Origin of the sequence: Caproicibacterium amylolyticum, assembly GCF_014467055.1 — a bacterium.
Classification (GTDB): domain Bacteria; phylum Bacillota; class Clostridia; order Oscillospirales; family Acutalibacteraceae; genus Caproicibacterium; species Caproicibacterium amylolyticum.
In genome coordinates this window covers 1,440,133-1,463,612 of the sequence record NZ_CP060696.1, presented here as the reverse complement: position 1 = coordinate 1,463,612, position 23,480 = coordinate 1,440,133, and the positions used below count along the sequence as shown (strand labels likewise).

The following is a 23,480-nucleotide window of genomic DNA, read 5'->3' as shown; positions in this document are numbered from 1 at the left end:
AATAACTAAATTATAATTACAGAAAATTGATGAATGAAACCAGAAAGAGGATAAGGTTTTGTATTATGCTGTGAACACAAATTGTCTGCCAAAAGTCAGTTACATGAACCGTGTGAAAATTTTCGATAAAACAGTAGAATTTGAAAGAATCAGCAGCGAATGTATTTTGGTATTTGTAGATTCCGGAAGTTTAAACCTGCAGTTACATGCAGCAAGTGCGGGATCTTGTACGATTGCTGCAGAAAGTGGTTTCTTTTTAAAACCAGATATATCTTACTCAGCAACACTGGAAAAAGGATGTGAGTACTGCTGCATTCATTTTACTGATATTCCCATTACAGAATTTGACTGTAGCAACAAATTGGAGATAGAAGCTATTATTCAGCAAAACCGCAATCTTTTTTATAGCTGTGACCCATTTTTAAAAGACTTATATAACCGAGCTAAATTTATTTTGTGTCAGGATTTTCATATGAGCAAAGCAACTTATTTAAAAGTGACAAATTTGCTTACAGAAGCCGTTCAGGCTTCCAATATGCATCTGGAGCAGTATAAAATTCTATGTTCCTGCAGGCTGCTGGAAATTTTATCTGCCATCTCGACTGATATTTCTGAAACGGTCATTCCCACCCACAAGAACATGACAGCACAAAAAGTACAGGAAATTCTTGACTTTATCCATCATGAATATGCGAATCACCTGACCAGCGAAAGTATCAGCGAACAGTTTGGCATGAATTTCGACTATCTCAACCGCATTTTTAAAGCGAACACCGGTATTACAATCTTTGATTACCTATGTTCCATCCGGCTGAACCATGCAAAGGACATGCTGATGGCAGGCAACAAAAAGCTGTTTGAAATCGCTGTACAGACTGGTTTTCGGGATGAGTATTACTTTAGCCGGGTATTTCATAAAAAAACAGGTATGACACCGCGGCAGTTTGCAAAACGGTGAAGTGCACTTATACGAGCCTTGACTTGGTGAAAACATGAGCCTATAATTGCGGTTGTTCATTCTGAAATGACGATATTTTTATAACTTGGAGGCAAACAAAATATGGATGACTGCGAAAAAATGTTAGACTACTATAAAAATGTTTTAAAATGGGATCCGCCATTTGCACAAGCACTGTCAAAATATGCTCCGGATGGATTAAAAGGTTACTTAACCATGCGAGAGTCCGTACAGCAGGGGCATCTTCCCGCTAAAACACGCGAACTGATTTTTATGATTCTGGACAGCTTGGACAATGAGGTCAGCGGTGCCAGGTCGCATGCTACCGCGGCGGTGGAAGCAGGCATGACTGTACAGGAACTGACCGAAGCATTTGTAATTGTAACGATTGTAAAGGGCATCAATGTCTTGTGCAAAGCCGGTGTGGAAGCTATCCATGCTGCTGAGGAAAAAGCAGCAGAACTTGCAATAAGGGCAGGGGAGAAGCCTGTTTCTGCCGTCGAGTGAGGATTGCATTTTCAATACATCTGGCAGCGTAGCTGGAAAGACGGATGCCTTTGCTCTGATCAAAGGTGTTTACTGCCTTAATCAGCCCGATTGTGCCAATCGAGATTAAATCTTCCTGATCTGTATTTCCAGAACTGTATTTTTTAATGATGTGTGCAACCAGCCTTAGATTGTGTGCAATCAGCGTATCCCGCGCATCTTCATCTCCCTTAGCAAGGCGTTCCAGACAGTCCTTTTCCTGCGCTGCAGTCAGTGCACGTGGAAAAGATCCTGAGCCAGTTACATGCAGGATAAAAAACAGCAAACCAGAAAACAGCCCGGACAAAAGTGATTCCAGCATATACATTCTCCTTTTTTCAGAGTACAATATTTTATATTTTATGCTGACACAGGGAGTTTTGTTGCAAGTCCACGGGTGTGTGACGGTGGTTTTTCTTTCGCCTTCTTAAACATATTTGAGATGAACTTTCCGCACTTCAACATTTTTTATAAAATGGGGTCGCATTTTCAAAAAGAGTGTGCTATAATAACAATGCTTACAATTTTGTAATGATTGTAAACGGAATATTGCAAATTCTATCAAAGCACTCTCAAAATGAAAAGGAGTACAGCTGATGAAAGAAAAGCACTATCCAGTCAGCCGAATTGCAGCAGCCGCGGTTACAGCGGCATTCATCATCGGTTCTGCTGCTGTTCCGGTTGCGGCTGCCAGTGGGGTATCATGCACAGTGAATGGCAAAACCATTACACTGCCCGCTGCAGCAATTCAAACTATCAATATGGAACAGTCCACTGTTTTGGATGTAAACCTGCAGTCCAGCAGCGCGCTGCCTTTTCATACCGCCGACAGCAAGAAACTTGAAATATCCGTGAAAAAGCCCTTTAACAGCGGATCTTCTACATATTCGATTTATGCACTCGGCAGTGTGAACTCCTCTGTAGGGGTTTATGCAAACAATGATTCCAGCAGTAAGCTGTTCATTGTGAACATTACAGCTCGGCCATTTGACTCTGACACCACAATGGCAGTCAACATTCCTTCCGGCAATTCTTACACTTTTCGGATAACGCCGCAGAATACGAATGATTATGTCACATTTTATACCACTGACGGTTCCGTGTTTTCTACCCAGACTGCCGGCAAGCAAACTGTAAATGGCAAAACGAATTATTATTTTAAATTCACAGGGAAGAAAAATGGTTCAGCCGGTGTATACGTTACGGTAGGAAAGAAAAACTATCGCGTTTTTACAGCAACTTCTGCAGGGCAGGGAAATAATTCCAATGGTACAACTGTTGGAGGAAATGCAACGATCAAGGTCAGCGATTCATTAAATTTGCGTGCCCAGCCTAATTCAAACGGCAATATTATTGGTCAGCTTTCAAATGGCGAAAAAGTTACTGTCCTTGAGGACGTAGCCAGCGGCTGGGTTAAAATTAAAACTGCTGCAGGACTGACCGGCTACTGTTGCAGCGATTACGTCCAACTCGATAGTTCCAAACCCGCAAACAACAATTCAAAAACAGATACACCACAAGCAGCCGTTGTGAAGGTCAGCAGCGGTACATTGAATTTTCGCTCTGCACCAAGTACAAGCAGTACAGTAATCGGGCAACTTTCAAATGGGCAGTCTGTGACCGTATTGGATGCCGCAAACGGTTGGTCTCATATCCAGACTACTGACGGTGTAAAGGGTTATTGCAGTTCCGATTATTTGGTTGCCGGCAATAGTGGAAATTCTGAAGAAACCATTGGTGCCAGCAAAACGCTAAGTGGTTTGCCCTCCTTTAAACAAAAGGATTCTTTATGGGCAAATACTTATATTGGTGGGAGCAACGGTGGTACGATTGGCACAATTGGCTGTCTGGTTACTTGTGTAGCAATGACAGAAAGTTACCGTACCAGCAGTACCGTAACTCCAAATGATATTAAAACGCAGTGCCAGTTTACCGATGGGGGCGGCCTTTATTGGCCGGAAAATTACACTGAAATGTCCGGTGTAAGCGATTCAAATCTTGCAAAGGTGTTTCAGCAGTTAAAAGCGGACAAGCCGGTCATTGTGGGTGGCGCGAATTCACAGTCACCGCATTGGGTTGTAATTAAGGGCTATAAAAATGTTCCGCTGGATTCCTCAGGAAATCCGACCTCTTTAGACGCATCGATGTTCTTGGTCAATGATCCGGGATACGACAACTACACTTTGGCAGATTATATTAGCCAATTTCCGTCTGGCCGTGTTTTCCGTACATATTAATCGCAGTCATGTGTGAAATGCCAAAGAGGGCTGCTGCATATTTTGCAGCAGCCCTCTTTTCATGCATAAAATATGATAAAAACCACAATGATTTAGGTGACACAATTTGGAATTCCTTAACAGAACAAATAAAACGATTGAAAGATTCATGCCCATTATTACGCCATCCTGTTTAGCACTCGGCGTACTTTTTCCACAGATAACCGGCCACTTCCTGCCATTTGTTACAATTCTGTTTGCCTTTATGACCTTTCAGGGCAGCCTTGGCTCGGATTTTCGGCAGGTTGCACGCGTGTTTCGTCATCCGCTGCCAATGATTGTGATACTCCTTTTGCTGCATGTTTGGATTCCGTGCCTCGCGCGTTTTATCGGCGGTGTTGCATTTGGCTTTGACAAAAGTCTGGTTGCCGGAATTGTACTTGAGTATGTAGTTCCAACTGGTATTGTCAGTTTTATGTGGGTATCTATTTACCGTGGTAATGGTGCCCTTACTTTGTCCACCATCTTAATTGATACTGTGCTGGCCCCGATATTTGTTCCGGTCAGTCTGCAGATTCTTCTCGGCACTTCTGTACAAATCAATGCAGTCGATATGATGAAAGATATGGCTTTTATGGTTGCAGTGCCTGCAGTGCTCGGCATGGCAGTCAATCATTTGAGTCACGGGAGAGCAAACACCACTGTAAAACCTGCCTTGGCACCATTCAGCAAGTTAGCCTTAATCCTTGTTGTTTCCGGAAATTCCAGCCGTGTAGCGCCATTTATCAGGCATCTGACACCAACATTGGTCGGCGTTGCGCTGCTCATTTTATGCATTGCTGCATCAGGCTATTTGTGGGGCTGGCTTGCGGCAAAGCTGCTTCATCAACCTCGCGAAACGCTAATTTCCATGACTTACAACAGCGGTATGCGCAACATCAGCGCCGGAGCAGTGCTTGCCGGTGCGTATTTCCCTGCAGAAGTAATGTTTCCAGTCATGATTGGGACCCTGTTTCAGCAGGTACTCGCTTCGCTTTATGGTCTGTTGATTAAGAAAAAGTTTGGTGAAGCGGTGGAAGACGCTGACAAAAACCGTCAGGCTTCTGCTTGATCAGGAAGTATAATTTTCGCCTGATTTCATATGTGAATTTTGTATAGCTGCTGTGCAGTTTACCTTTCAGGGGTTGTAAATTTCACAGAAATATTGTAAAATAGACCTGATAATTAATTTGCGGCAAAAACTGAATTGGATTTTAGGAGTGTATTTCAAATGCAGCCAAAGTATAAACGCGTTCTTCTGAAGTTAAGTGGAGAATCTCTGGCAGGAAATGAAGGCCATGGAATTGATTTTGATACCGTCCTGAGGATCTGCCGTCCCATTAAGACCTGCTCTTTGATGGGTGTGCAGATTGCCATCGTTGTTGGAGGCGGCAATTTCTGGCGTGGCCGTTCTAGCGGCCAAATGGATCGTACTCGTGCTGACCACATGGGTATGCTCGCTACTGCCATTAATGCCCTCGGCGTTGCAGATGCACTGGAACAGCTGGGTGTACAGGTTCGCGTCCAAACAGCCATCAGCATGCAGGAGGTTGCAGAACCTTATATTCGCAACCGCGCTGTGCGTCATTTGGAAAAAGGGCGCGTTGTTGTTTTTGCCTGTGGAACCGGCAACCCGTTTTTCTCAACTGACACAGCCGCTTCTTTGCGTGCTGCTGAAATTGAGGCCGATATTATTCTGAAGGCGACTATGGTAGATGGCGTTTACGATTCCGATCCGAAAGTAAATCCGAATGCCAAGAAATTTGATACACTTTCTTTTATGGATGTTCTAAACAAAGATTTAAAGGTTATGGACAGCACCGCTGCTTCCATGTGCCGTGACAATCACATTCCAATTTGCGTTTTCAGTCTGGATGACCCCGAAAATATTGAAAGAGTAATTTGCGGCCAGTCCATTGGCACAATCGTTAAGGAGGATACAACTGTATGAAAGAAGTTTTGAAAACTGCTGAGTCCAAAATGCAGAAAACTATCAGCGTTTTAAAGGAAGAATATATTGAAATCCGTGCTGGACGTGCAAATCCCAATGTTTTGAATAAGGTAATGGTGGATTACTACGGTGCTCCGACACCTATTAATCAGCTAGCTGCCGTTGCTGTTTCTGAAGCACGCGTACTGACTGTTCAGCCGTGGGATCCGTCTGTCTGCCGCCTGATTGAAAAGGCAATCCAGACTTCAGATATTGGTATTAATCCGCAGTCTGACGGAAAAATCATCCGCATGGTATTCCCAGCTTTGACAGAGGATCGCCGTAAAGATATCGCAAAGGATATCAGCAAAATGGCAGAAGAAGGCAAGGTGGCAGTTCGCTCGATTCGCCGCGATGCCATGGATAAGCTGAAAGTCATGAAAAAAGACGGTGATATTACGGAAGATGACCTGAAGACGGCTGAAAAGAAAACACAGGATTTGACAGATAAGTACTGCAAAGAAGCAGATGAGCTTTGCTCTACAAAGAAAAAAGAAATTATGGAACTGTAAAATTCAGCAGTCCCATGCTCAAATTGAAATACTATTTGCTCCCTTTCCAGTACCGGCAAGGGAGCAAATACCATATAGAGGGTTTGTATGAAAGAAGCTACGCAGAGAATTGCCTTATCTCCGGAATTTCTGCCCAAACATCTGGGCATTATTATGGATGGGAACGGCCGTTGGGCAAAGCAGCACGGCATGCCGCGTTCAGCCGGTCACACCGCCGGTGCCGCTGTATTTAAAAAGATTGCCCGATACTGCAGCACGATTGGTATTCGATACCTGACGGTCTATGCTTTTTCTACTGAAAACTGGACACGTCCCCCGGAGGAGGTCGGTGCCCTGATGGTGCTGTTCAAGCAGTATCTTCAGGATTCCCTGCGTGATTTCCGCAATGATGATATCAAAGTGAACTTTATCGGTGATACTTCAAGATTTCCGGCAACTTTGCAGAGTTTGATTGCAGAAACAAAGGAAGTTTGCAGAGACAGGCAGGGTATGGTGCTGAATATTGCCATGAATTACGGCGGCAGAGCGGAACTGGTTAGGGCTGTCAGCCAAATTGCTGAAAAAGTGGCAGCCGGTAAACTGCGGCCAGAGGAAATTTCAGAGCAAACCATTGCAGATGAATTATACACTGCAGGTCAGCCGGATGTTGATTTGATTATACGGCCTAGCGGGGAAGAACGGCTCTCTAATTTTTTGCTGTGGCAGTCTGCTTATGCGGAGTTTCTTCCCATGGATGTTTTATGGCCTGATTTTACACCGAACGACTTGAATCGCGCTTTAAAGGAATTCGCGCATCGGAGCCGCAGATTTGGAGGTATTTAATCATGAAGGTACTGAATTCAATTAAAGAACGGCTGACTTCAGCACTTGCAATTCTGATCCTAATGGCTGCGGTTGTATTGTGCAATGCCAGATTTCCGGCTGCACTGAATATTGTAATCGCTATGATCAGCGTGATGGCTGTGTGGGAAATTACCGCTGCACTGCAAATGACCCGGCAAATAGCGCTGATGGTACCAAGCATGATTTTAGCTGCTGTTCTGCCGTTTTTAACTGGTCTATTTGCACAAGGGATGGGCTTGTTCATTTATACTGTTGTCCTGTTCAGTGCAATGATTTTGTATCATTCGGTCATTACGTTCCGGGAAGTAGCAATTATTTACAGCATGTCGCTGCTGATTCCCACTGCGCTGCAGGCGCTTGTATTGCTGCGCGACTTTGGCAGCAGCCATGGCATGTTTCATGTCATTGTTGCCATTTTCTCTGCATGGGTTGCGGATGCAGGTGCGTATATTTTTGGCAGTTTATTTGGCAAACATAAACTGTGCCCAAACATCAGCCCGAAAAAGACTGTAGAGGGGGCCATCGGTGGCATTGTGGCAGATATTCTGATTATGCTGCTTTTCGGCCTGATTTTTCAGGACTTTTACTGGAATAAAACAGTTCATGTCAACTTCTTTGTGCTGGCAGCAATCGGCCTGTTCGGCGCGTTGCTGTCTATGTTGGGTGATCTCAGTTTCTCCATTATCAAGCGGAGCTGCCACATCAAAGATTTCAGTGAATTGATTCCGGGGCATGGCGGTATACTGGACCGTTTCGACAGTGTGATTTTTGTTGCACCGTTTGTGTGCCTTTTCGTTAGAATTTTTCCAATGGTATATGCTTAACCGGAAAAATTCCACTTTATCAGGTTGTTAGAAGGCTAATAATGAAAAAATGCATTTCTCTTTTAGGTTCCACCGGTTCGATAGGAACGCAGACGCTTGAAGTTGTCCGCAGTTTAGGTCTGCATGTTTGTGCATTGGCCGCACATAGTAATATTGAACTGCTTGAAAAGCAAATTCGTGAATTTCATCCGCAAATTGCAGTTGCGTACAAAGAAGCCGCTGCCGTAGAACTGAAAAAACGAGTTGCGGATACCGATACGAAAGTGCTTTGCGGGATGGACGGTTTATGCACGGCGGCCTGCATTCCCGATGCAGATGTTATTTTAAACGCGGTAGTCGGCATGGTCGGACTTCGGCCAACTCTCGCTGCCATTGAAGCAAATAAAGACATTGCGCTTGCAAATAAAGAAACACTTGTTGCAGGCGGTGCACTGGTTATGGACGCGCTGCAAAATCATAAAGGACATCTGGTACCAGTTGACAGTGAACACAGCGCCATTTTTCAGTGCTTGCAGGGCACACCTAGCAAGTCATTGAAAAAAATTATTCTGACCGCTTCCGGCGGCCCATTTTTTAGGAAAAGCAGGGCAGAGCTTGCGGATATTGAACCGGAGCAGGCGCTGAAGCATCCTAACTGGAACATGGGTGCTAAAGTCACCATCGACTCTGCTACTTTGATGAACAAAGGACTGGAAGTTATGGAAGCCGGCTGGTTGTTTCATGTACCGCTTTCGCAGATTCAAGTTGTAGTACATCGGGAAAGCCTTATTCATTCTATGGTGGAGTTTGCAGATAATGCTATCTTGGCTCAGCTTGGCACTGCAGATATGCGGCTCCCAATTCAGTATGCGCTGACTTATCCGGAACGTGTAAAAGGCCCTGTTCAGGAACTCGACCTGCTGAAAACAGCACATCTTACGTTTTATGAACTGGACAAACAGACATTTACCTGCTTTGCAGCCTGCCTGAAAGCGATGGAGCGGGGCGGCGTTGCTCCTGCTGCTGTAAATGGTGCAAATGAAGCGGCCGTTCAGCTCTTTTTACAAAAAAAGATTTCTTTCCTGCAAATTGGAGATTTGGTATGTGCGGCAATGGACGCGCAGCCTGATGTTCCACTACTGACATTGGACGCTGTGCTGCACGCAGATGCTGCTGCACGCAACTATGTACTGACCCATGTGTAAGGAGTGATTTACCATCAGAGCAGTCGAAATTATTTTTCTGATCATCATCGGGGTCCTTTTATTCTGCCTGAGCATCATTATCCATGAAGCCGGGCACTTTTTTACTGCGAAAGCCTGCGGCATCCGTGTAGATGAGTTTTCCATCGGCATGGGGCCAAGGCTTGCCCACTTTCATAAGGGGGAAACGGATTATTCTATCCGCCTGTTGCCGATTGGTGGATTTTGCTCCATGCCAGGCGAAGATGGACAAGATGAAGATGGAAAGCCTTGTACTGACCCGCGCGCTTTTTGCAACAAACCAAAATGGCAGCGTTTTTTGGTGTTAGTGATGGGTGCCACCATGAATATTGTGCTTGGGCTGGTTTTAATGGCAATTTTGCTGGGGCAGGAAACTGCTTTTACTTCTACTACAATCAGCAAATTCAGCAGCAATTCTGCGCTGCAGAGTGCAGGCATACAGGCCGGCGACCGTTTTACAAACATTAACGGCTATAAAATTCACACAGACAAAGACCTTACGTTTGCGTTGGCGCTGGCTAATCCGGATTCTGTGAATTTTCAGGTGAATCGGAATGGCAAAACAGTTGAATTCAATAATGTAAAGTTGAAAACAGTTACTGGTACCAATGGTAAAAAGCTCACACAGCTTGACTTTTATGTTCAGCCGATTCAAAAGAATCCATTAACACTGGTGCAAAAAACTTTTTCAGATACTGTTTCTGTTGTGCGGCAGGTTTGGGCCAGCCTTGCAGGACTGGTAACCGGCAGATTTGGCTTAAACGATATGACCGGGCCGGTCGGTCTGGTGCAGGTCATTAGTCAGTCTGCAAGCGCCGGCTTGCAGCAGAGCTTTTTGGCTGCGGTCAATAATATTGTTTACGTAATTATGATTATCACAGTAAACCTCGGTATTGTAAATCTGTTGCCGATTCCGGCTTTGGACGGCGGAAAAATTCTGTTTCTGTTAATTGAAGCAATCCGCCGCAAACCGCTGAATCCTAAGTATGCGGCAATCGTGGAATCAGCGTTTTTTGCGTTGCTGCTGGCTTTTATGGCGATTGTAGCAGTCAGCGACGTAATGCGTATTACCACGGGTCACGGCATTGGAGGGTAAAAAATGAGAAACAGCAAGCAAGTAATGGTCGGCAGCACAGCAGTTGGAGGCGGCGCTCCTGTCACTGTTCAGTCTATGCTGAACGTGCCTTCAACTGATATAAACGGCAGTGTTGAGCAGGCAGTCGAGTTGGAAAAGGCTGGCTGCCAGATTCTCCGCGCTGCCATACCGGATATGGATGCTGTTGCACTCATTCCTGCAATTCGTTCCGCTGTAAACATTCCGCTTGTGGCGGACATTCACTTTGACTATCGTTTAGCACTTGCGGCGGCAGATGCCGGAATTGATGCAATCCGCATTAACCCCGGCAATATTGGCGGGGAAGACCGTGTTCAAGCGGTGGTTAAGAAATGTACAGAAAAACACATTCCAATCCGAATTGGTGTGAATTCCGGTTCGCTGGAAAAAGACCTGCTGCAAAAATGCGGCGGCCCCACCCCAGAAGCACTGGTGGAAAGTGCACTTGGCCATGCTGCACTGCTGGAAAAGTACGACTTTACTGACATCGTCATTTCCATCAAATCTTCCAGCGTGGATACAACTATCAAAGCTTATGAACTCTGTGCGCAAAAATGTTCTTACCCACTGCATCTGGGTGTTACAGAAGCCGGAACAGAGCGCATGGGACTGATAAAGTCTGCAGTCGGAATCGGTTCGTTGCTGCAGCGAGGCATTGGTGATACGATTCGTGTGTCTTTAACTGCGGACCCTGTTCGGGAAGTGTATGCAGGTTATGATATTCTGCACGCATTGGATATGGGCAAGCCCGGCCCAAAGCTGGTTTCCTGCCCAACCTGCGGACGTACACGCATTGACCTGATTTCGATTGCACAAGAAGTGGAAGAAAAGCTGCGTGGCTGTACAAAAGAAATTACGGTTGCCGTTATGGGCTGTGCAGTCAACGGCCCCGGAGAAGCGCGGGAAGCGGATATCGGTATAGCCGGAGGGGATAGAGTCGGCCTTTTGTTTAAAAAAGGAGAAATCATCCGCAAAGTTCCCGAAAATCAGCTGGTAGCTGCTTTGATGGAAGAAATCGAAAAATTGTAATTACAGGATACCCTGCCGGAAATTTTCAGGCGGGGTATCGTTGTCCGCACATTAAAACTAGCGAAAAAGAACTGAGGCATTCATGAACACCTTTGGCAATTTCTTTGGTACATACATTGACTGTTCCAATTTGCCGGAACACTTGCTTTCCGGTGAACTGAAGCAGCTGCATATCAACGCAAAAGAACGGGGAATTACTGCGGAAGTAGCACTGGACGGCATTGTCATGCGTAAAGTACTGTATGACGCAGAAAAACGAATTTCCGCCTGTAAGCAGCTGAATCTTTCACGTGCACAGATTCTGCCGAAATACGATTCCAATCTTTTCAGCATTGACTATTATCCAGAACTGGTTGTTGAATTAAAGCGCAGGGAGGCGACAATTAATGGAACCCTGCTTGGTTCTACCGCAGCTCTGGAAAATGATACGTTGACAATCGAGCTGAAACATGGTGGTGCAAATTTGCTGAATTCCCGCCACGCTGACCGTATCCTTTCACAGTTGATTCGTGAAGAATTCGGCATGAATATTCGTGTCACATTTACTGGGCGGCTGGAAGTCGATGGCGAAGGCGAACATTATAAAGAAATGCAGGCACACCAGACAGAAAAAGTATATCGGCAGGAAATTGTTGCGCAGCAGGAAGATTACGAAAATTCTTTGGCGCACACTACTGAACCACGCGTAATTGAAGTACGTGAGGGAGAAACCCTGCGTCCAACAATTCTGCCAGACACAGCCCGTGCGCTTTATAAAACGCTGCCGAAAGCGAAGCCTGCACCTATCAGCACCATTACACCGGATATTGGTTCTTTAACTGTCTGGGGCGAAATTTTTTCTATTGAATCCCGCCTTACCCGGGACAAACAGCATAAAATCTTTTCTATTGCTATTACGGACTACACCAGTTCTATTACGCTGAAAGTATTTGAAAGCGTCCAGGACTGCAAAACTCTGGATACGCTGCACAACGGAATGTCAGTGATTGTGCGCGGAGACGTTGAGTATGATAAATATGACCATGAAATTGTTATGCGGCCGCGCGGAATTGGTACCGTCAAACAGGTGCAGGTGGAGGACAAAGCACCTGCAAAACGAGTAGAGCTGCATCTGCATACCAATATGTCACAGATGGATGCTGTCAATTCCGCTTCCGACTTAATCACCCGTGCAGCAGAGTGGGGGCATCCCGCCGTTGCGATTACTGACCACGGTGTTGCACAGGCTTTCCCGGAAGCGATGAATACCGCTGCTGCTTTGAAAAAAGCTGGTAAACACATCAAAGTAATTTACGGTACAGAAGCCTACTTTGTAAATGACCTTGTTCCCGCAGTAACAGGGGAGAGTGAGCGGGAACTTGACGGCGAATTTATTTCATTTGACCTTGAAACAACCGGACTTTCTCCCAACCAAGAGCGTATTACGGAAATTGGTGCTGTGCGCATCCGCAACGGCGAAATTGTGGAAAGCTTCGACACATTTGTTGATCCGGAGCGGCCGATTCCACCAAAGATCACACAGCTGACCGGAATTACAGATGAAATGGTTTCCGGTGCACCCAGCGAAGACGCAGCCATCCAGCAGTTCTATGATTTTTGTGGTAAAGACGCGGTGCTGGTCGCACACAACGCGGATTTTGATACTTCCTTTCTTCGAGTTTCAGCGGAACGTCATAATATGGATTTCCCATATGTTTATATTGATTCGATTCCCATGTGCCGTGCTATGCTGGTGGACATTAAAAACTATAAACTAGACACCGTCGCAAAGTATCTGAATCTTGGTAACTTTAACCACCACCGTGCCTGCGACGATGCGGCAATGCTGGGGCAGATTTTTATTACGCTGCTGCAGCGCTTGAAAGAAGATACCAAAGCAAAAACGGTTAAAGAAATTAACACCAGTTTAGCAGCCTACCACAATAAGGGCAGTGCGAAAAAGATTCGCTCATACCATCAGATTATTCTGGTAAAGAATCAGACTGGCCTGAAAAATCTGTACAAGCTGATTTCCATGGCGCATCTGCAGTATTACTACCGCAACCCGCGTATACCCAAAAGCGAGCTGGTAAAATACCGAGAGGGACTGCTGATTGGCAGCGCCTGCGAAGCGGGCGAACTGTACCGTGCTATTTTCGCCGGAAAACCTTGGAATCAGCTTCTGGAAATTGCAGATTTTTACGATTATCTTGAAATACAGCCGAACGGCAACAATATGTTCATGGTTCGAAACGGCTCCGTGCCAAATGTAGAAAAACTGCAAGAGTTCAATAAAACCATTATTAAGTTGGCAAAGGCACTGCACAAACCGGTAGTTGCCACCTGTGACGTGCATTTTCTTGACCCGAAGGATGCGGATTACCGAAAAATCCTGCAGACAGCGCAGGGTTTTGATTCCAGTGAGGAGCAGGCGCCGCTTTACCTGCGCACCACCGCGGAAATGCTGAAAGAATTCGCTTATCTTGGCAAAGAACTTGCTTATGAAGTGGTTGTTAAGAACACGAATCTGATTGCCGATATGTGTGAAGAAATTCAGCCGATTCCGAGCGGTGTTTTTCCGCCGTTCATTGATGGTGCGGAGCAGCAACTGAATGACATTTGCTGGAAGCGTGCAAAGCAGATTTACGGTGAACCGCTGCCTGAAATTGTGAAAGCGCGTCTCGACCGTGAGCTGGGTTCCATTAACAAGCACGGTTTCTCTGTGCTGTATATGACCGCACAGAAGCTAGTTGCCGACAGCGAAGCCCATGGCTATCTGGTTGGCTCGCGTGGTTCCGTCGGCTCCTCCTTTGTTGCCAGTATGTCCGGTATTTCTGAAGTAAACCCGCTGGCGCCGCACTATATCTGCCCTTACTGTAAGTACAGCGAATTCATTACAGACGGCAGCTATGGTTCCGGCTTTGACCTGCCGCCAAAAACCTGCCCGGTATGTGGTTCGCCTCTGCGGCAGGACGGCCACAATATTCCGTTTGAAACTTTTCTCGGCTTTGATGGCGATAAAACGCCGGATATCGACCTGAACTTCTCCGGCGAATATCAGTCCGGAGCGCACCGCTACACAGAAACCCTGTTTGGTAAAGACCACGTGTTCAAGGCAGGCACCATTGCAACAGTGGCGGACAAAACCGCTTACGGCTATGTAAAAAAATATCAGGAACTTAATTCTGTTACGCTGAACAATGCCGAAGAACTGCGTTTAGCACAGGGCTGCACCGGCATTAAGCGTACTACCGGCCAGCACCCAGGCGGCATGGTTGTTGTACCGCGCGGCTTTGAAATCTATGATTTCTGTCCAGTGCAGCATCCGGCAAATGACCAGAAAAACGACAATGTTACCACACATTTTGATTTCCATTCTATCCATGATACGATCTGTAAATTGGACGAACTAGGACATGATGTGCCGACCATTTACCGCTATCTGGAAGAATACACCGGCATTCCGGTAATGTCCGTTTCCATGAGTGACCCGAAAGTAATGAGCCTGTTCCATTCTCCTGCCGCACTCGGTATCGCTGAAGAAGATATCGACTGCCAGACCGGCACTTTTTCCATGCCGGAGCTTGGCACACCGTTTGTGCGCCAGATGCTGATGGATTCACAGCCAAAAACGTTTACCGACCTTTTACAGGTTTCCGGCTTGTCTCATGGTACAGATGTGTGGCTGGGCAATGCGCAGGATTTGATTAAGGACGGTACCTGCACCATTTCTGAAGTAATCGGAACACGAGATTCCATTATGACTTATCTGCTGCAAAAAGGTTTGGAACCGAAGATGGCATTTAAAATCATGGAGATTACCCGAAAAGGCAAAGCAACAAAATTGCTGACAGATGACCATATCAATGCTATGAAAGAACATAATGTGCCGCAGTGGTACATTAATTCCTGCTTCAAAATTAAATATATGTTCCCGAAAGCACATGCGGCGGCTTACATGATTGCCGCCCTGCGGCTGGGCTGGTACAAAGTACACAAACCCGTAGAGTATTACGCTGCTTACTTTACGGTTCGCGGCGAAGATTTTGACGGTGCAACCGTTGTAAAGGGGCGCTCCGCGGTGCGCCAGCGTATGCATGAAATTCAGCAGAAAGGCAAGGAGGCGAGTGCCAAGGAAGAAGCCGCATTTGGCACACTTCAAATTGTCAATGAAATGCTGGCACGCGGCATAGGTGTTCTGCCCATTGATTTGTACAAATCCGACGCGCGAAAGTATCTGGTGGAAGACGGTCAGATCCGCCTACCGTTCGCTTCTATCAGCGGCGTTGGGGAATCGGCGGCAAACGCGCTGGCAGCAGCAAAAGACGGCGGCGCGTATATTTCGATTGATGACCTGCAGGCACGCAGTAAAGTAAGCAAATCTGTGATTGAAAATCTGCAGGAAGCCGGCGCTTTGAACGGCCTGCCGCAAAGCAGCCAAATGACCCTTTTCGGCTGAGTATCATCACAATGAAATTCTTGTTGACAGCAAAGATTTAACATGGTATTATATTAGCATGCTAAAGCAAGTAAAGTAAGGATTGAGGGCTGAATGAAAAAGAACAACATGATTACGCCAGAGGGTACGCGTGACCTTCTCTTTGAGGAATGTCTTGCCCGCCGCGCAGTGGAAAACAAACTGACTGCCGCATTTCGTACACGCGGATACAATGAAGTCATGACCTCCGGTTTGGAGTTTTATGATGTTTTTGACCCGGAATCCTCCGGTATCAGTCCGGAAGAAATGTATAAGATGTCAGACCGCCGCGGTCGTTTACTTGTAATGCGGCCTGATTCCACTATGCCGATTGCGCGCCTTGTTGCCACGCGTCTGCAGAATCATCAGCTGCCGCTGCGGTTGTTTTATACACAGCCGGTTTACCGCAGCAATCCCGGCCTTGCCGGTCGGCTGGATGAAAACGCGCAGGCAGGCATCGAACTGATGGGAGCCTCTGGCATTCGTGCTGACTTGGAGGTTTTGACAACCGCAGTTGAGGCACTTTCTGCCTGCTCACCGGACTTCCGGCTGGAACTTGGCCATGCGGGCTTCTTCCGTGAACTGGCACGTCAGCTTCCCATTACAGAAGAACAGAGGGAAGACATCCGCAGTGCAATCGAAACGAAAAATTATGCCGCACTGGATACCACTTTGGATGCCATTCCGCAGACTGCCGCGGTGGCCGGAATGCGTCGCCTGCCGCGGCTTTTCGGTGGGGAAGAAGTGTTTGAACAGGCACAGGAAGTTTGCCCAACCGAAACAGCAAAAATGACACTCTCATACTTACACAAAATTTACCATGCTGTTCAGGACCTCGGATTAGGTAATCGCGTCATTGTGGACTTAGGACTTGTGCAGCGCAACGACTACTATACAGATATTATTTTTACCGCCTACACAGAAGGTTATGGCGACTCGATTCTGATGGGTGGCAGATATGACAATCTGTTGGCACACTTTAACTGCCCTATGCCGGCTATCGGCTTTGGCATCAATGTAGATGCACTGACCCGTATAGCACTGGCACACGGTCATTTCAGTGCACCGCCAGCCGCTCAGATACTTGTTTACAGCGAAAATGGTTATTCTATTAAAGCACTTTCCCACGCACGCGCGCTCACGAAGCAGGGGCTGCGCTGCGAAACCAGTGTTGCTGAAACGCAGGCAGAAGCAGAAGCATATGCCCACTCTATCGGCATACGCAGACTTGACGTTGTCGGCGCAAAGATTACGGAGGTGCTTTTATGAAACCGCTTCGCATTGCATTGACAAAAGGCAGACTGGAGCAGGATACCGTTGCACTGCTTGATCAAATCGGAATTAACTGTGACTCGGTCCGCAACAAAGGCCGCAAACTGATTCTTCCGGTGGGGGACGGCTCCATTGAAGTTGTGCTGGCAAAAGCTGCCGATGTAATTACCTATGTGAACCATGGTGTATGTGACCTTGGTGTAGTTGGCAAAGACACAATTTTGGAAGCTGGCGGCAGTTTTTATGAACTGCTCGATTTGGGTTTTGGCAAGTGCCGGTTTGCATTGGCAGGTCCAGTTGACCGAGATTTTTTTGCAGGCTATCATACAAAAATCATTGCCAGCAAGTACCCCAATGTAGCTCACAGCTATTTTGAGGGGAAGGCAATGAATGTCCGCATTATCAAGATAGAGGGAAGTGTGGAACTTGCCCCGCTTCTGGGCCTTTCCGATGCAATCGTTGATATTGTGGAAACAGGCACAACACTGAAAGAAAACGGACTCGCGGTTATTGACACAATTTGCCGCATTTCCGCGCGGCTTATTGCAAATTCTGCCAGTCTAAAACTTCGGAAAGCGGAAATTGAAGATTTGGTGTCCCGCATGGAAAAGGCAAAGGAGGAACAGAAATGATTCAGGTTGTCAGGCAGGGCGGTGACTTTGCCCGCGATTTCGTACAAAAATTCCGTTCTCGCAGTGAAGCTGCCGGAAAAAAAGTAGACGCCACTGTTGCAGCGATCCTTGAAAATGTCAAAGCAAATGGTGATGCGGCAGTTCGTGAGTATACATTGAAATTTGACGGCTCCATACCAGAAACTGTAGAAGTCAGCCATGCTCAAATGGAACAACTGGTAAAAGAATGTGACCCCGCATTTCTTTCCGCACTGCAAAAAGCCGCGAAAAACATCGAAGATTTTCACGCCCGCCAAAAACAGCAGAGCTGGCTTCAGCCGCGTGCAGACGGCGTTATGATGGGGCAGCGCATTCGTGGTTTGCACCGCGTCGGCCTTTATGTACCCGGCGGCACGGCGGCATATCCCAGCAGTGTGCTGATGAATGCCATTCCTGCGAAAATTGCCGGCGTAGAGGAACTGATCATGGTAACGCCGCCCGGCAAAGGCGGCAAGCCGAACCCCAACATTATGGCCGCCGCACTGACCGCCGGTGTAGACCGTGTTTTTCTGGTTGGCGGCGCTCAGGCAGTGGCTGCATTGGCTTATGGAACTGAAGCCATCCCAAAAGTTGACAAAATTGTTGGCCCCGGCAATATTTATGTGGCAACCGCTAAGCGCCAGCTGTACGGCACAGTAGATATCGATATGGTGGCAGGCCCCAGCGAAATTTTAATTGTTGCTGATGAAACTGCGAAGCCCGCTTACCTTGCAGCTGACCTGATGAGTCAGGCAGAACATGACCGCATGGCCTCTGCAGTGCTGCTGACTACCAGTGAAAAGATTGCGGATGAAACCGTAAAAGAGTTGTACCAGCAGATTGAAACACTTTCTCGCAAAGACATAATTGAGGATTCGCTGGATCATTTCGGCGCGGTCATTCTCTGCAGCAGCATGGATGAAGCTGTGGAATTTGCTAACGACCTTGCACCGGAACATTTGGAACTGTGCGCAAAGAATCCAATGGAGTATATCGGCAAAATCGACAATGCTGGCAGTGTTTTCCTCGGCAATTATTCGCCGGAACCGCTGGGTGACTACTTCGCCGGCCCGAACCATGTGCTTCCCACCAGCGGTACTGCACGCTTTTTCTCACCGCTTTCCGTTGACAGCTTTGTCAAAAAATCCAGCTTTATTTATTACACAAAAGAAGCACTGGCACCGGTCAGCGATGACATCATGAAACTCGCTCAAACAGAGGGTCTGACTGCACACGCCAACAGCATTAAAGTGAGGAAATAATATGGCCTATCAACTGAATGAAAAACTGAGCAGACTGGAGCCATATATTCCGGTAGAAGAAACTGCCGGAATCATACATCTGGATGCAAATGAATCTTTCTTGAATCTGCCGCAGGCATTGCTGCAAAAGGCTTCTGAATCTGTGCTGCAAACTTCTTTTAACCGTTACCCTGACCCATATGCCGGTGAATTGTGCGAGGCATTCGCGGATTATTATCATGTGGATGCAGCACATGTTACAGCGGGGAATGGGTCTGATGAGTTAATCAGCATTCTGGTTTCCAACTTTTTGATGAAAGGGGAAACCGTCGTTACAACCGCGCCTGACTTTTCCATGTATACTTTCTACCCAAAGCTTGCTGAAACCAACTGTGTTGAGGTTTGCAAGGGAGACGGCTTCACTGTAACACCGGAAGAATTGATTCAAAAAGTAAAAGAAACCAATGCACGAATGCTTCTTTTCAGTAACCCCTGCAATCCAACTTCGCTTGGACTTACCAAAGAACAAGTACTGCAGGTAGTACAAAATGTGAACGCATTGGTTGTAGTTGACGAAGCTTATATGGACTTTTGGCATGCATCACAGTCTGTATTGGGTGAAGAATCGCAATACGACAATTTGATGATTTTAAAAACCTGCTCTAAAATGGGTTTGGCAGCAATCCGGCTTGGCTTTGCTGTTGCAAACGAAAAGCTGACCGGCGTTTTCCACTCCGCCAAATCGCCTTACAATGTCAACACACTCACTCAGCGTATCGGTGCGTTGGCTTTGCGCGAACAGGACACTTTAAAATCGAACACAGAAGCAATCAAAAGTGCGCGGGATGAACTGCAGGCTGGCATGAGTGCTGTACTTGAACACCACCCAAATGCGTTTCAACTTTACAAAAGCTGCACTAATTTTGTTACTCTGCGCCTGCCGCCTGCTGCCGAGCTGCATGCCTATCTTATGGAACGCAACATTTCCGTGCGGAAGTTTCCTGGTTTCCTGCGCGTAACGGCGGGCAGCAAAGAAGAAAACACTGCGTACTTAACTGCACTGGAAAATTTCTTTCAGGAGGAAACCTGATGTGTACAGCAAAACAAACCCGCAAAACCAAAGAAACAAATATTACAGTTGAACTCTGCCTGGACGGCGGTTCTGTAGAAGTATCCACCGGCATCGGCTTTTTTGACCATATGCTTACCGCGTTTGCAGTACACGGCGGATTTGGCCTGAAACTGCATGCAGAAGGAGATTTGTTTGTAGATTGCCATCACACTGTTGAAGATACCGGGATTGTACTTGGCAAAGCTTTTGCCGAGGCATTGGGGGATAAAAGTGGCATTGCCCGCTATGGTTCTTTTTACATTCCGATGGATGAAGCGCTTGCCTTTACCAGCCTGGATGTCAGCGGCAGACCGTATCTGGTGTTTCACGGCGAATTTGAACAGGAACGCGTTGGGGACTTTGATAGCTGCATGACCGAAGAATTTCTGCGCGCGTTTGCTGTCAACTCCGGCATCACACTGCACACCAGTGTCCTTTACGGGGCAAATGCACACCATGAAATTGAAGCTGTTTTCAAATCCCTTGGTCATGCTCTGCAGCAGGCCGTTACTAAGCGTGATGGAACCCTTTCTACAAAAGGTGTTCTGTAAAACAGATTCCATACCACAGCAAAGGATGAAAAATATATGCTGATTTTTCCGGCTATTGATATGAAAGACGGCGAATGCGTCCGGCTACGCCGCGGTGACTATGCAACTGCACAGAAAGTCGCTGAAAACGCATTGCAAGCTGCGCAGTCCTTTGAAGCCGATGGGGCAAAATGGCTGCATATGGTAGATTTGAACGGTGCAAAGGATGCTCATCCCGTCAATGCTTCTTTGGTATTTCAAGTGGCGCAGAATACCGGATTAAAAGTGGAAATCGGCGGCGGCATCCGCCGCATGGACACAATTGAATACTACCTGAACAGCGGTATTGCCCGCGTAATTCTTGGTTCCGCCGCACTGAACAATCCCGATTTTACAACCGAAGCGATTCGCACCTATGGAGATAAAATCGTCATTGGAATTGACGCAAGGGATGGATTTGTGGCAGCAGAGGGTTGGTTGGAAACGTCTTCTGTAGATTATATTGCGTTTGCAAAACAGATGGAGCAGCTTGGCGCACAAACCATTATTTTTACGGATATTTCACGGGACGGCATGCTTTCCGGCCCCAATCTTGAAATGCTGGACAAGTTAAACCGAGCGGTTTCCTGCAATATCGTTGCCAGCGGCGGTATCCGCAACGCAAAGGATATTACTGCACTGCGGAAGCTGGGGCTATACGGTGCTATCTGCGGTAAATCCCTGTACTCCGGTACGCTAAAGCTTGCCGATGCGGTTGCTGCCGCAGGAGGGCAAAATGAAGCCTGATTTGCAGACATTTGATTACAACACATATTTTCAGAAAAGTGAACTTCTTCCCGCAGTTGTACAGGAATACAGCACCAATGAAGTCTTAATGCTGGCTTATATGAACCGGGAATCCCTGCAGAAAACGCTGGAAACAGGTTATACTTGGTTCTGGTCACGTTCCCGACAGGAACTGTGGAACAAAGGAGCTACTTCCGGCCATTTGCAAAAAATCGTTTCCATTACCAGCGACTGTGATGATGATACGCTGCTGGTAAAAGTCATTCAAACCGGCGCAGCCTGCCACACAGGACATCACAGCTGCTTTTTTCACAAAATTATGGAGGTTACTGACAATGCATGATACATTTCAGGAATTATATGACACTGTTATTAGTCGAAAAGATGCAGAAGAGGAGGGGTCCTACACCTGCTACCTTTTTGAAAAAGGACTCGATAAAATTTTGAAAAAAGTCGGGGAGGAATGCAGCGAAACCATCATTGCTGCCAAAAACGGTGTTAAAGAAGAAACCGTCGGTGAAATCTCCGATTTACTTTATCATCTGATGGTCATGATGGTAAACGAAAATATCGCCTTAGACGATGTAAAAGCCGAACTCGACAAACGCGCGGAAAAGACCGGGAATCTAAAGCAGTTCCATCAGGTTAACCACAACAGTTGAACTATAAAAAGCAGTTCCTGACAATGCGGTGTATCTTGCATTGTCAGGAACTGCTTTTTTAGTTCATCAGATCTTTGGGCACCGTAAACTTTCCGATTGGGTCTTCACCATTGCTATGCTTGGAAATCCAAACGCAGTTGCTGTCAAAAGAACCGATGTGCGGCGCGGAACCAAGGGAATAGCTTTCCGGAGCTGTATGAACAATCTTGTTCTGTGCAGGATCATAAATCTGCATATAGTACACGCGATCAACAAACGAGGTTTTCACAAGCGACTGCGTGAATAAATAATACTTGTCCGCACAGGAAAACAGTTTGAATGGAAACTCACCTTTTAACCGCCAATGGCCCATAATTGCCCCGGTTATCTGGTCAATTACTGCCGCTACACAAGTATTGTGCCCATCATCATCTTCCACTGTAAAACTCACTAATAAACGGTCATCAGGAAGTATCGCAGCTGCCATTTTATCTGCCGTAATTGTAAATGGTACCGGCTGCCCGTTTTTATCCTTTAAATCAAGTTCACTCAGTTTTGCCTTTACCACACCAATGCTGTCCGTACGCTCTATAACTAAAGTAGCATCGCTGCGGCGCAAATAGATACTTTTAATGTTTTTATTTGTAGGAAAATCCAAGAAGAAACAGTCACCGATACTGCCAAACATATGATTTTCCATTGCACGCACATTCACTTTTGCCGCAGCGTGTGTATGCGGCAAAAATGTTACAACAGCCTGATGGACTGTGCCCTCCGGATCTTCCAAAAGGCTTTCCGGGATGAATACCTTATTAGATTTTCCAGCTTTATAAGTATACAGGTTGCCAAATGAATTTTTAGTCTGTAAAAAAGCATCTTCAAGCAGGATATTATTTGTAACAGCAAAAGTATTCTGCTTGAGTGGCTTCATGTCCCTTAGCAAAGAAACTGTGTTTCCAATTTGGTTTTGCGGAACAAAAAACGCTACAATCAATAAGGCACAGCCAAAAATGAAGCCAAGCCGTAACCTGCGCAGTCCATTTGTTCGCCGGCGCAGAGAATGACAGATATACGCAATAACCAATACTACATATAGCGTCAACTGTGTAACAGCAGCAACTAGTCGCTGGCTGAAAGTTTTCGCAAGAAGCGGATATTGGCTGACAGGGAACAAATTCGGGGTTACGAAAGAACAAAGTAAATAAAATGCCCAAGAAATTAAAATTACACCTAGCGCACATATCAATTCCCGAAATCCAAACCGCTTAATAACGTTTATAGCAGCTTCACTGCCGCGCGGCCCTGTAAAACGCGCACGGGATTCTTTTGAGGTTTTCCAAAAACCATGTTTCTTTTTCTCGAGTTTTTGATGTTTTCTGTCAGCATTAATATTTCTGTAGGCCTGCTCAAGACGTTCTTCACCAATCAGGTCGCCTGTTTCCAAACGCCGGATTGCCGCATGATATGCCTTTTTCAGCTGCCTTTTGCTGCATCCGGGCTGCAAACCCAACAAATCATAATAATTTTCCATAAGCCTTTAT

The 23,480-nt window shown here is 46.4% G+C and carries 22 protein-coding genes; 20 read left to right on the top strand and 2 right to left on the bottom strand.

The features are described 5' to 3' along the window. Window positions 1-472: 472 nt before the first annotated feature. Both H6X83_RS07020 and H6X83_RS07015 read left to right on the top strand, forming a co-directional pair. Entirely contained in the window at window positions 473-958 is a 486-nt protein-coding gene (locus H6X83_RS07020) for a helix-turn-helix transcriptional regulator (protein WP_212508404.1), read from the top strand. A 102-nt stretch (window positions 959-1,060) separates the two neighbouring features. Then, window positions 1,061-1,465, top strand: coding sequence for a carboxymuconolactone decarboxylase family protein (locus H6X83_RS07015; RefSeq protein WP_212508403.1), 405 nt, complete (start codon window positions 1,061-1,063; stop codon window positions 1,463-1,465). On the opposite strand, the gene H6X83_RS07010 is transcribed toward H6X83_RS07015, so the two are convergent. Next, window positions 1,389-1,805 (bottom strand): sigma-70 family RNA polymerase sigma factor, encoded by a 417-nt coding sequence (locus H6X83_RS07010; RefSeq protein WP_212508402.1) that lies wholly within the window; start codon window positions 1,803-1,805, stop codon window positions 1,389-1,391. The genes H6X83_RS07015 and H6X83_RS07010 overlap by 77 nt on opposite strands. A gap of 274 nt (window positions 1,806-2,079) precedes the next feature. Here H6X83_RS07010 and H6X83_RS07005 point away from each other — a divergent pair, with 274 nt between their 5' ends. The 18 genes from H6X83_RS07005 to hisE all read left to right on the top strand — a co-directional run bounded on the left by H6X83_RS07005 (window position 2,080) and on the right by hisE (window position 21,960). Next, window positions 2,080-3,720, top strand: a complete 1,641-nt coding sequence (locus H6X83_RS07005; RefSeq protein ID WP_212508401.1) for an SH3 domain-containing protein — start codon at window positions 2,080-2,082, stop codon at window positions 3,718-3,720. A 106-nt stretch (window positions 3,721-3,826) separates the two neighbouring features. Further along, window positions 3,827-4,810 carry a bile acid:sodium symporter family protein gene (locus H6X83_RS07000; RefSeq protein WP_246419572.1) on the top strand — a complete coding sequence of 328 codons (984 nt, stop codon included), beginning with the start codon at window positions 3,827-3,829 and terminating at the stop codon, window positions 4,808-4,810. A gap of 159 nt (window positions 4,811-4,969) precedes the next feature. After that, window positions 4,970-5,689: a UMP kinase gene (gene pyrH / locus H6X83_RS06995; RefSeq protein ID WP_212508400.1), complete on the top strand. Its 720-nt coding sequence runs from the start codon at window positions 4,970-4,972 to the stop codon at window positions 5,687-5,689. Beyond that, the gene (gene frr / locus H6X83_RS06990) at window positions 5,686-6,240 is read left to right on the top strand and encodes a ribosome recycling factor (protein ID WP_212508399.1); all 555 of its coding nucleotides are present in this window, start codon (window positions 5,686-5,688) and stop codon (window positions 6,238-6,240) included. Before pyrH ends, frr begins: the two co-directional genes overlap by 4 nt. A gap of 87 nt (window positions 6,241-6,327) precedes the next feature. Continuing rightward, window positions 6,328-7,062 (top strand): undecaprenyl pyrophosphate synthase, encoded by a 735-nt coding sequence (uppS, locus tag H6X83_RS06985; protein ID WP_212508398.1) that lies wholly within the window; start codon window positions 6,328-6,330, stop codon window positions 7,060-7,062. A gap of 2 nt (window positions 7,063-7,064) precedes the next feature. Further along, window positions 7,065-7,907: a phosphatidate cytidylyltransferase gene (locus H6X83_RS06980; protein WP_246419569.1), complete on the top strand. Its 843-nt coding sequence runs from the start codon at window positions 7,065-7,067 to the stop codon at window positions 7,905-7,907. Between the two features lie 41 nt (window positions 7,908-7,948). Further along, on the top strand, window positions 7,949-9,091 hold the full coding sequence (locus H6X83_RS06975; protein WP_212508397.1) for a 1-deoxy-D-xylulose-5-phosphate reductoisomerase: 1,143 nt from the start codon (window positions 7,949-7,951) through the stop codon (window positions 9,089-9,091). 13 nt (window positions 9,092-9,104) lie between these two features. Next, entirely contained in the window at window positions 9,105-10,205 is a 1,101-nt protein-coding gene (locus H6X83_RS06970; RefSeq protein ID WP_343063146.1) for a M50 family metallopeptidase, read from the top strand. 3 nt (window positions 10,206-10,208) lie between these two features. Next, on the top strand, window positions 10,209-11,252 hold the full coding sequence (gene ispG, locus H6X83_RS06965) for a flavodoxin-dependent (E)-4-hydroxy-3-methylbut-2-enyl-diphosphate synthase (RefSeq protein WP_212508396.1): 1,044 nt from the start codon (window positions 10,209-10,211) through the stop codon (window positions 11,250-11,252). A gap of 82 nt (window positions 11,253-11,334) precedes the next feature. Then, window positions 11,335-15,690 (top strand): PolC-type DNA polymerase III, encoded by a 4,356-nt coding sequence (locus H6X83_RS06960; RefSeq protein WP_212508395.1) that lies wholly within the window; start codon window positions 11,335-11,337, stop codon window positions 15,688-15,690. Between the two features lie 93 nt (window positions 15,691-15,783). Next, window positions 15,784-16,977 carry an ATP phosphoribosyltransferase regulatory subunit gene (gene hisZ, locus H6X83_RS06955; RefSeq protein WP_212508394.1) on the top strand — a complete coding sequence of 398 codons (1,194 nt, stop codon included), beginning with the start codon at window positions 15,784-15,786 and terminating at the stop codon, window positions 16,975-16,977. Then, complete coding sequence (gene hisG / locus H6X83_RS06950) at window positions 16,974-17,612, top strand: ATP phosphoribosyltransferase (protein ID WP_212508393.1); 639 nt, start codon at window positions 16,974-16,976, stop codon at window positions 17,610-17,612. The genes hisZ and hisG overlap by 4 nt, the downstream gene beginning before the upstream one ends. After that, window positions 17,609-18,892: a histidinol dehydrogenase gene (gene hisD / locus H6X83_RS06945; RefSeq protein WP_212508392.1), complete on the top strand. Its 1,284-nt coding sequence runs from the start codon at window positions 17,609-17,611 to the stop codon at window positions 18,890-18,892. The genes hisG and hisD overlap by 4 nt, the downstream gene beginning before the upstream one ends. Before the next feature lies 1 nt (window position 18,893). Further along, window positions 18,894-19,961 carry a pyridoxal phosphate-dependent aminotransferase gene (locus H6X83_RS06940; protein ID WP_212508391.1) on the top strand — a complete coding sequence of 356 codons (1,068 nt, stop codon included), beginning with the start codon at window positions 18,894-18,896 and terminating at the stop codon, window positions 19,959-19,961. Beyond that, the gene (gene hisB, locus H6X83_RS06935; protein ID WP_212508390.1) at window positions 19,961-20,533 is read left to right on the top strand and encodes an imidazoleglycerol-phosphate dehydratase HisB; all 573 of its coding nucleotides are present in this window, start codon (window positions 19,961-19,963) and stop codon (window positions 20,531-20,533) included. Before H6X83_RS06940 ends, hisB begins: the two co-directional genes overlap by 1 nt. Window positions 20,534-20,569: 36 nt before the next feature. Continuing rightward, window positions 20,570-21,298: a 1-(5-phosphoribosyl)-5-[(5-phosphoribosylamino)methylideneamino]imidazole-4-carboxamide isomerase gene (hisA, locus tag H6X83_RS06930; protein ID WP_212508389.1), complete on the top strand. Its 729-nt coding sequence runs from the start codon at window positions 20,570-20,572 to the stop codon at window positions 21,296-21,298. Further along, window positions 21,288-21,641, top strand: a complete 354-nt coding sequence (hisI, locus tag H6X83_RS06925) for a phosphoribosyl-AMP cyclohydrolase (protein ID WP_212508388.1) — start codon at window positions 21,288-21,290, stop codon at window positions 21,639-21,641. The genes hisA and hisI overlap by 11 nt, the downstream gene beginning before the upstream one ends. After that, window positions 21,634-21,960, top strand: a complete 327-nt coding sequence (gene hisE / locus H6X83_RS06920; protein ID WP_212508387.1) for a phosphoribosyl-ATP diphosphatase — start codon at window positions 21,634-21,636, stop codon at window positions 21,958-21,960. Before hisI ends, hisE begins: the two co-directional genes overlap by 8 nt. A 58-nt stretch (window positions 21,961-22,018) precedes the next feature. Here the strand turns inward: hisE and H6X83_RS06915 are convergent, their stop codons facing one another. Beyond that, window positions 22,019-23,470: a J domain-containing protein gene (locus H6X83_RS06915; RefSeq protein WP_212508386.1), complete on the bottom strand. Its 1,452-nt coding sequence runs from the start codon at window positions 23,468-23,470 to the stop codon at window positions 22,019-22,021. Between the last annotated feature and the right edge of the window lie 10 nt (window positions 23,471-23,480).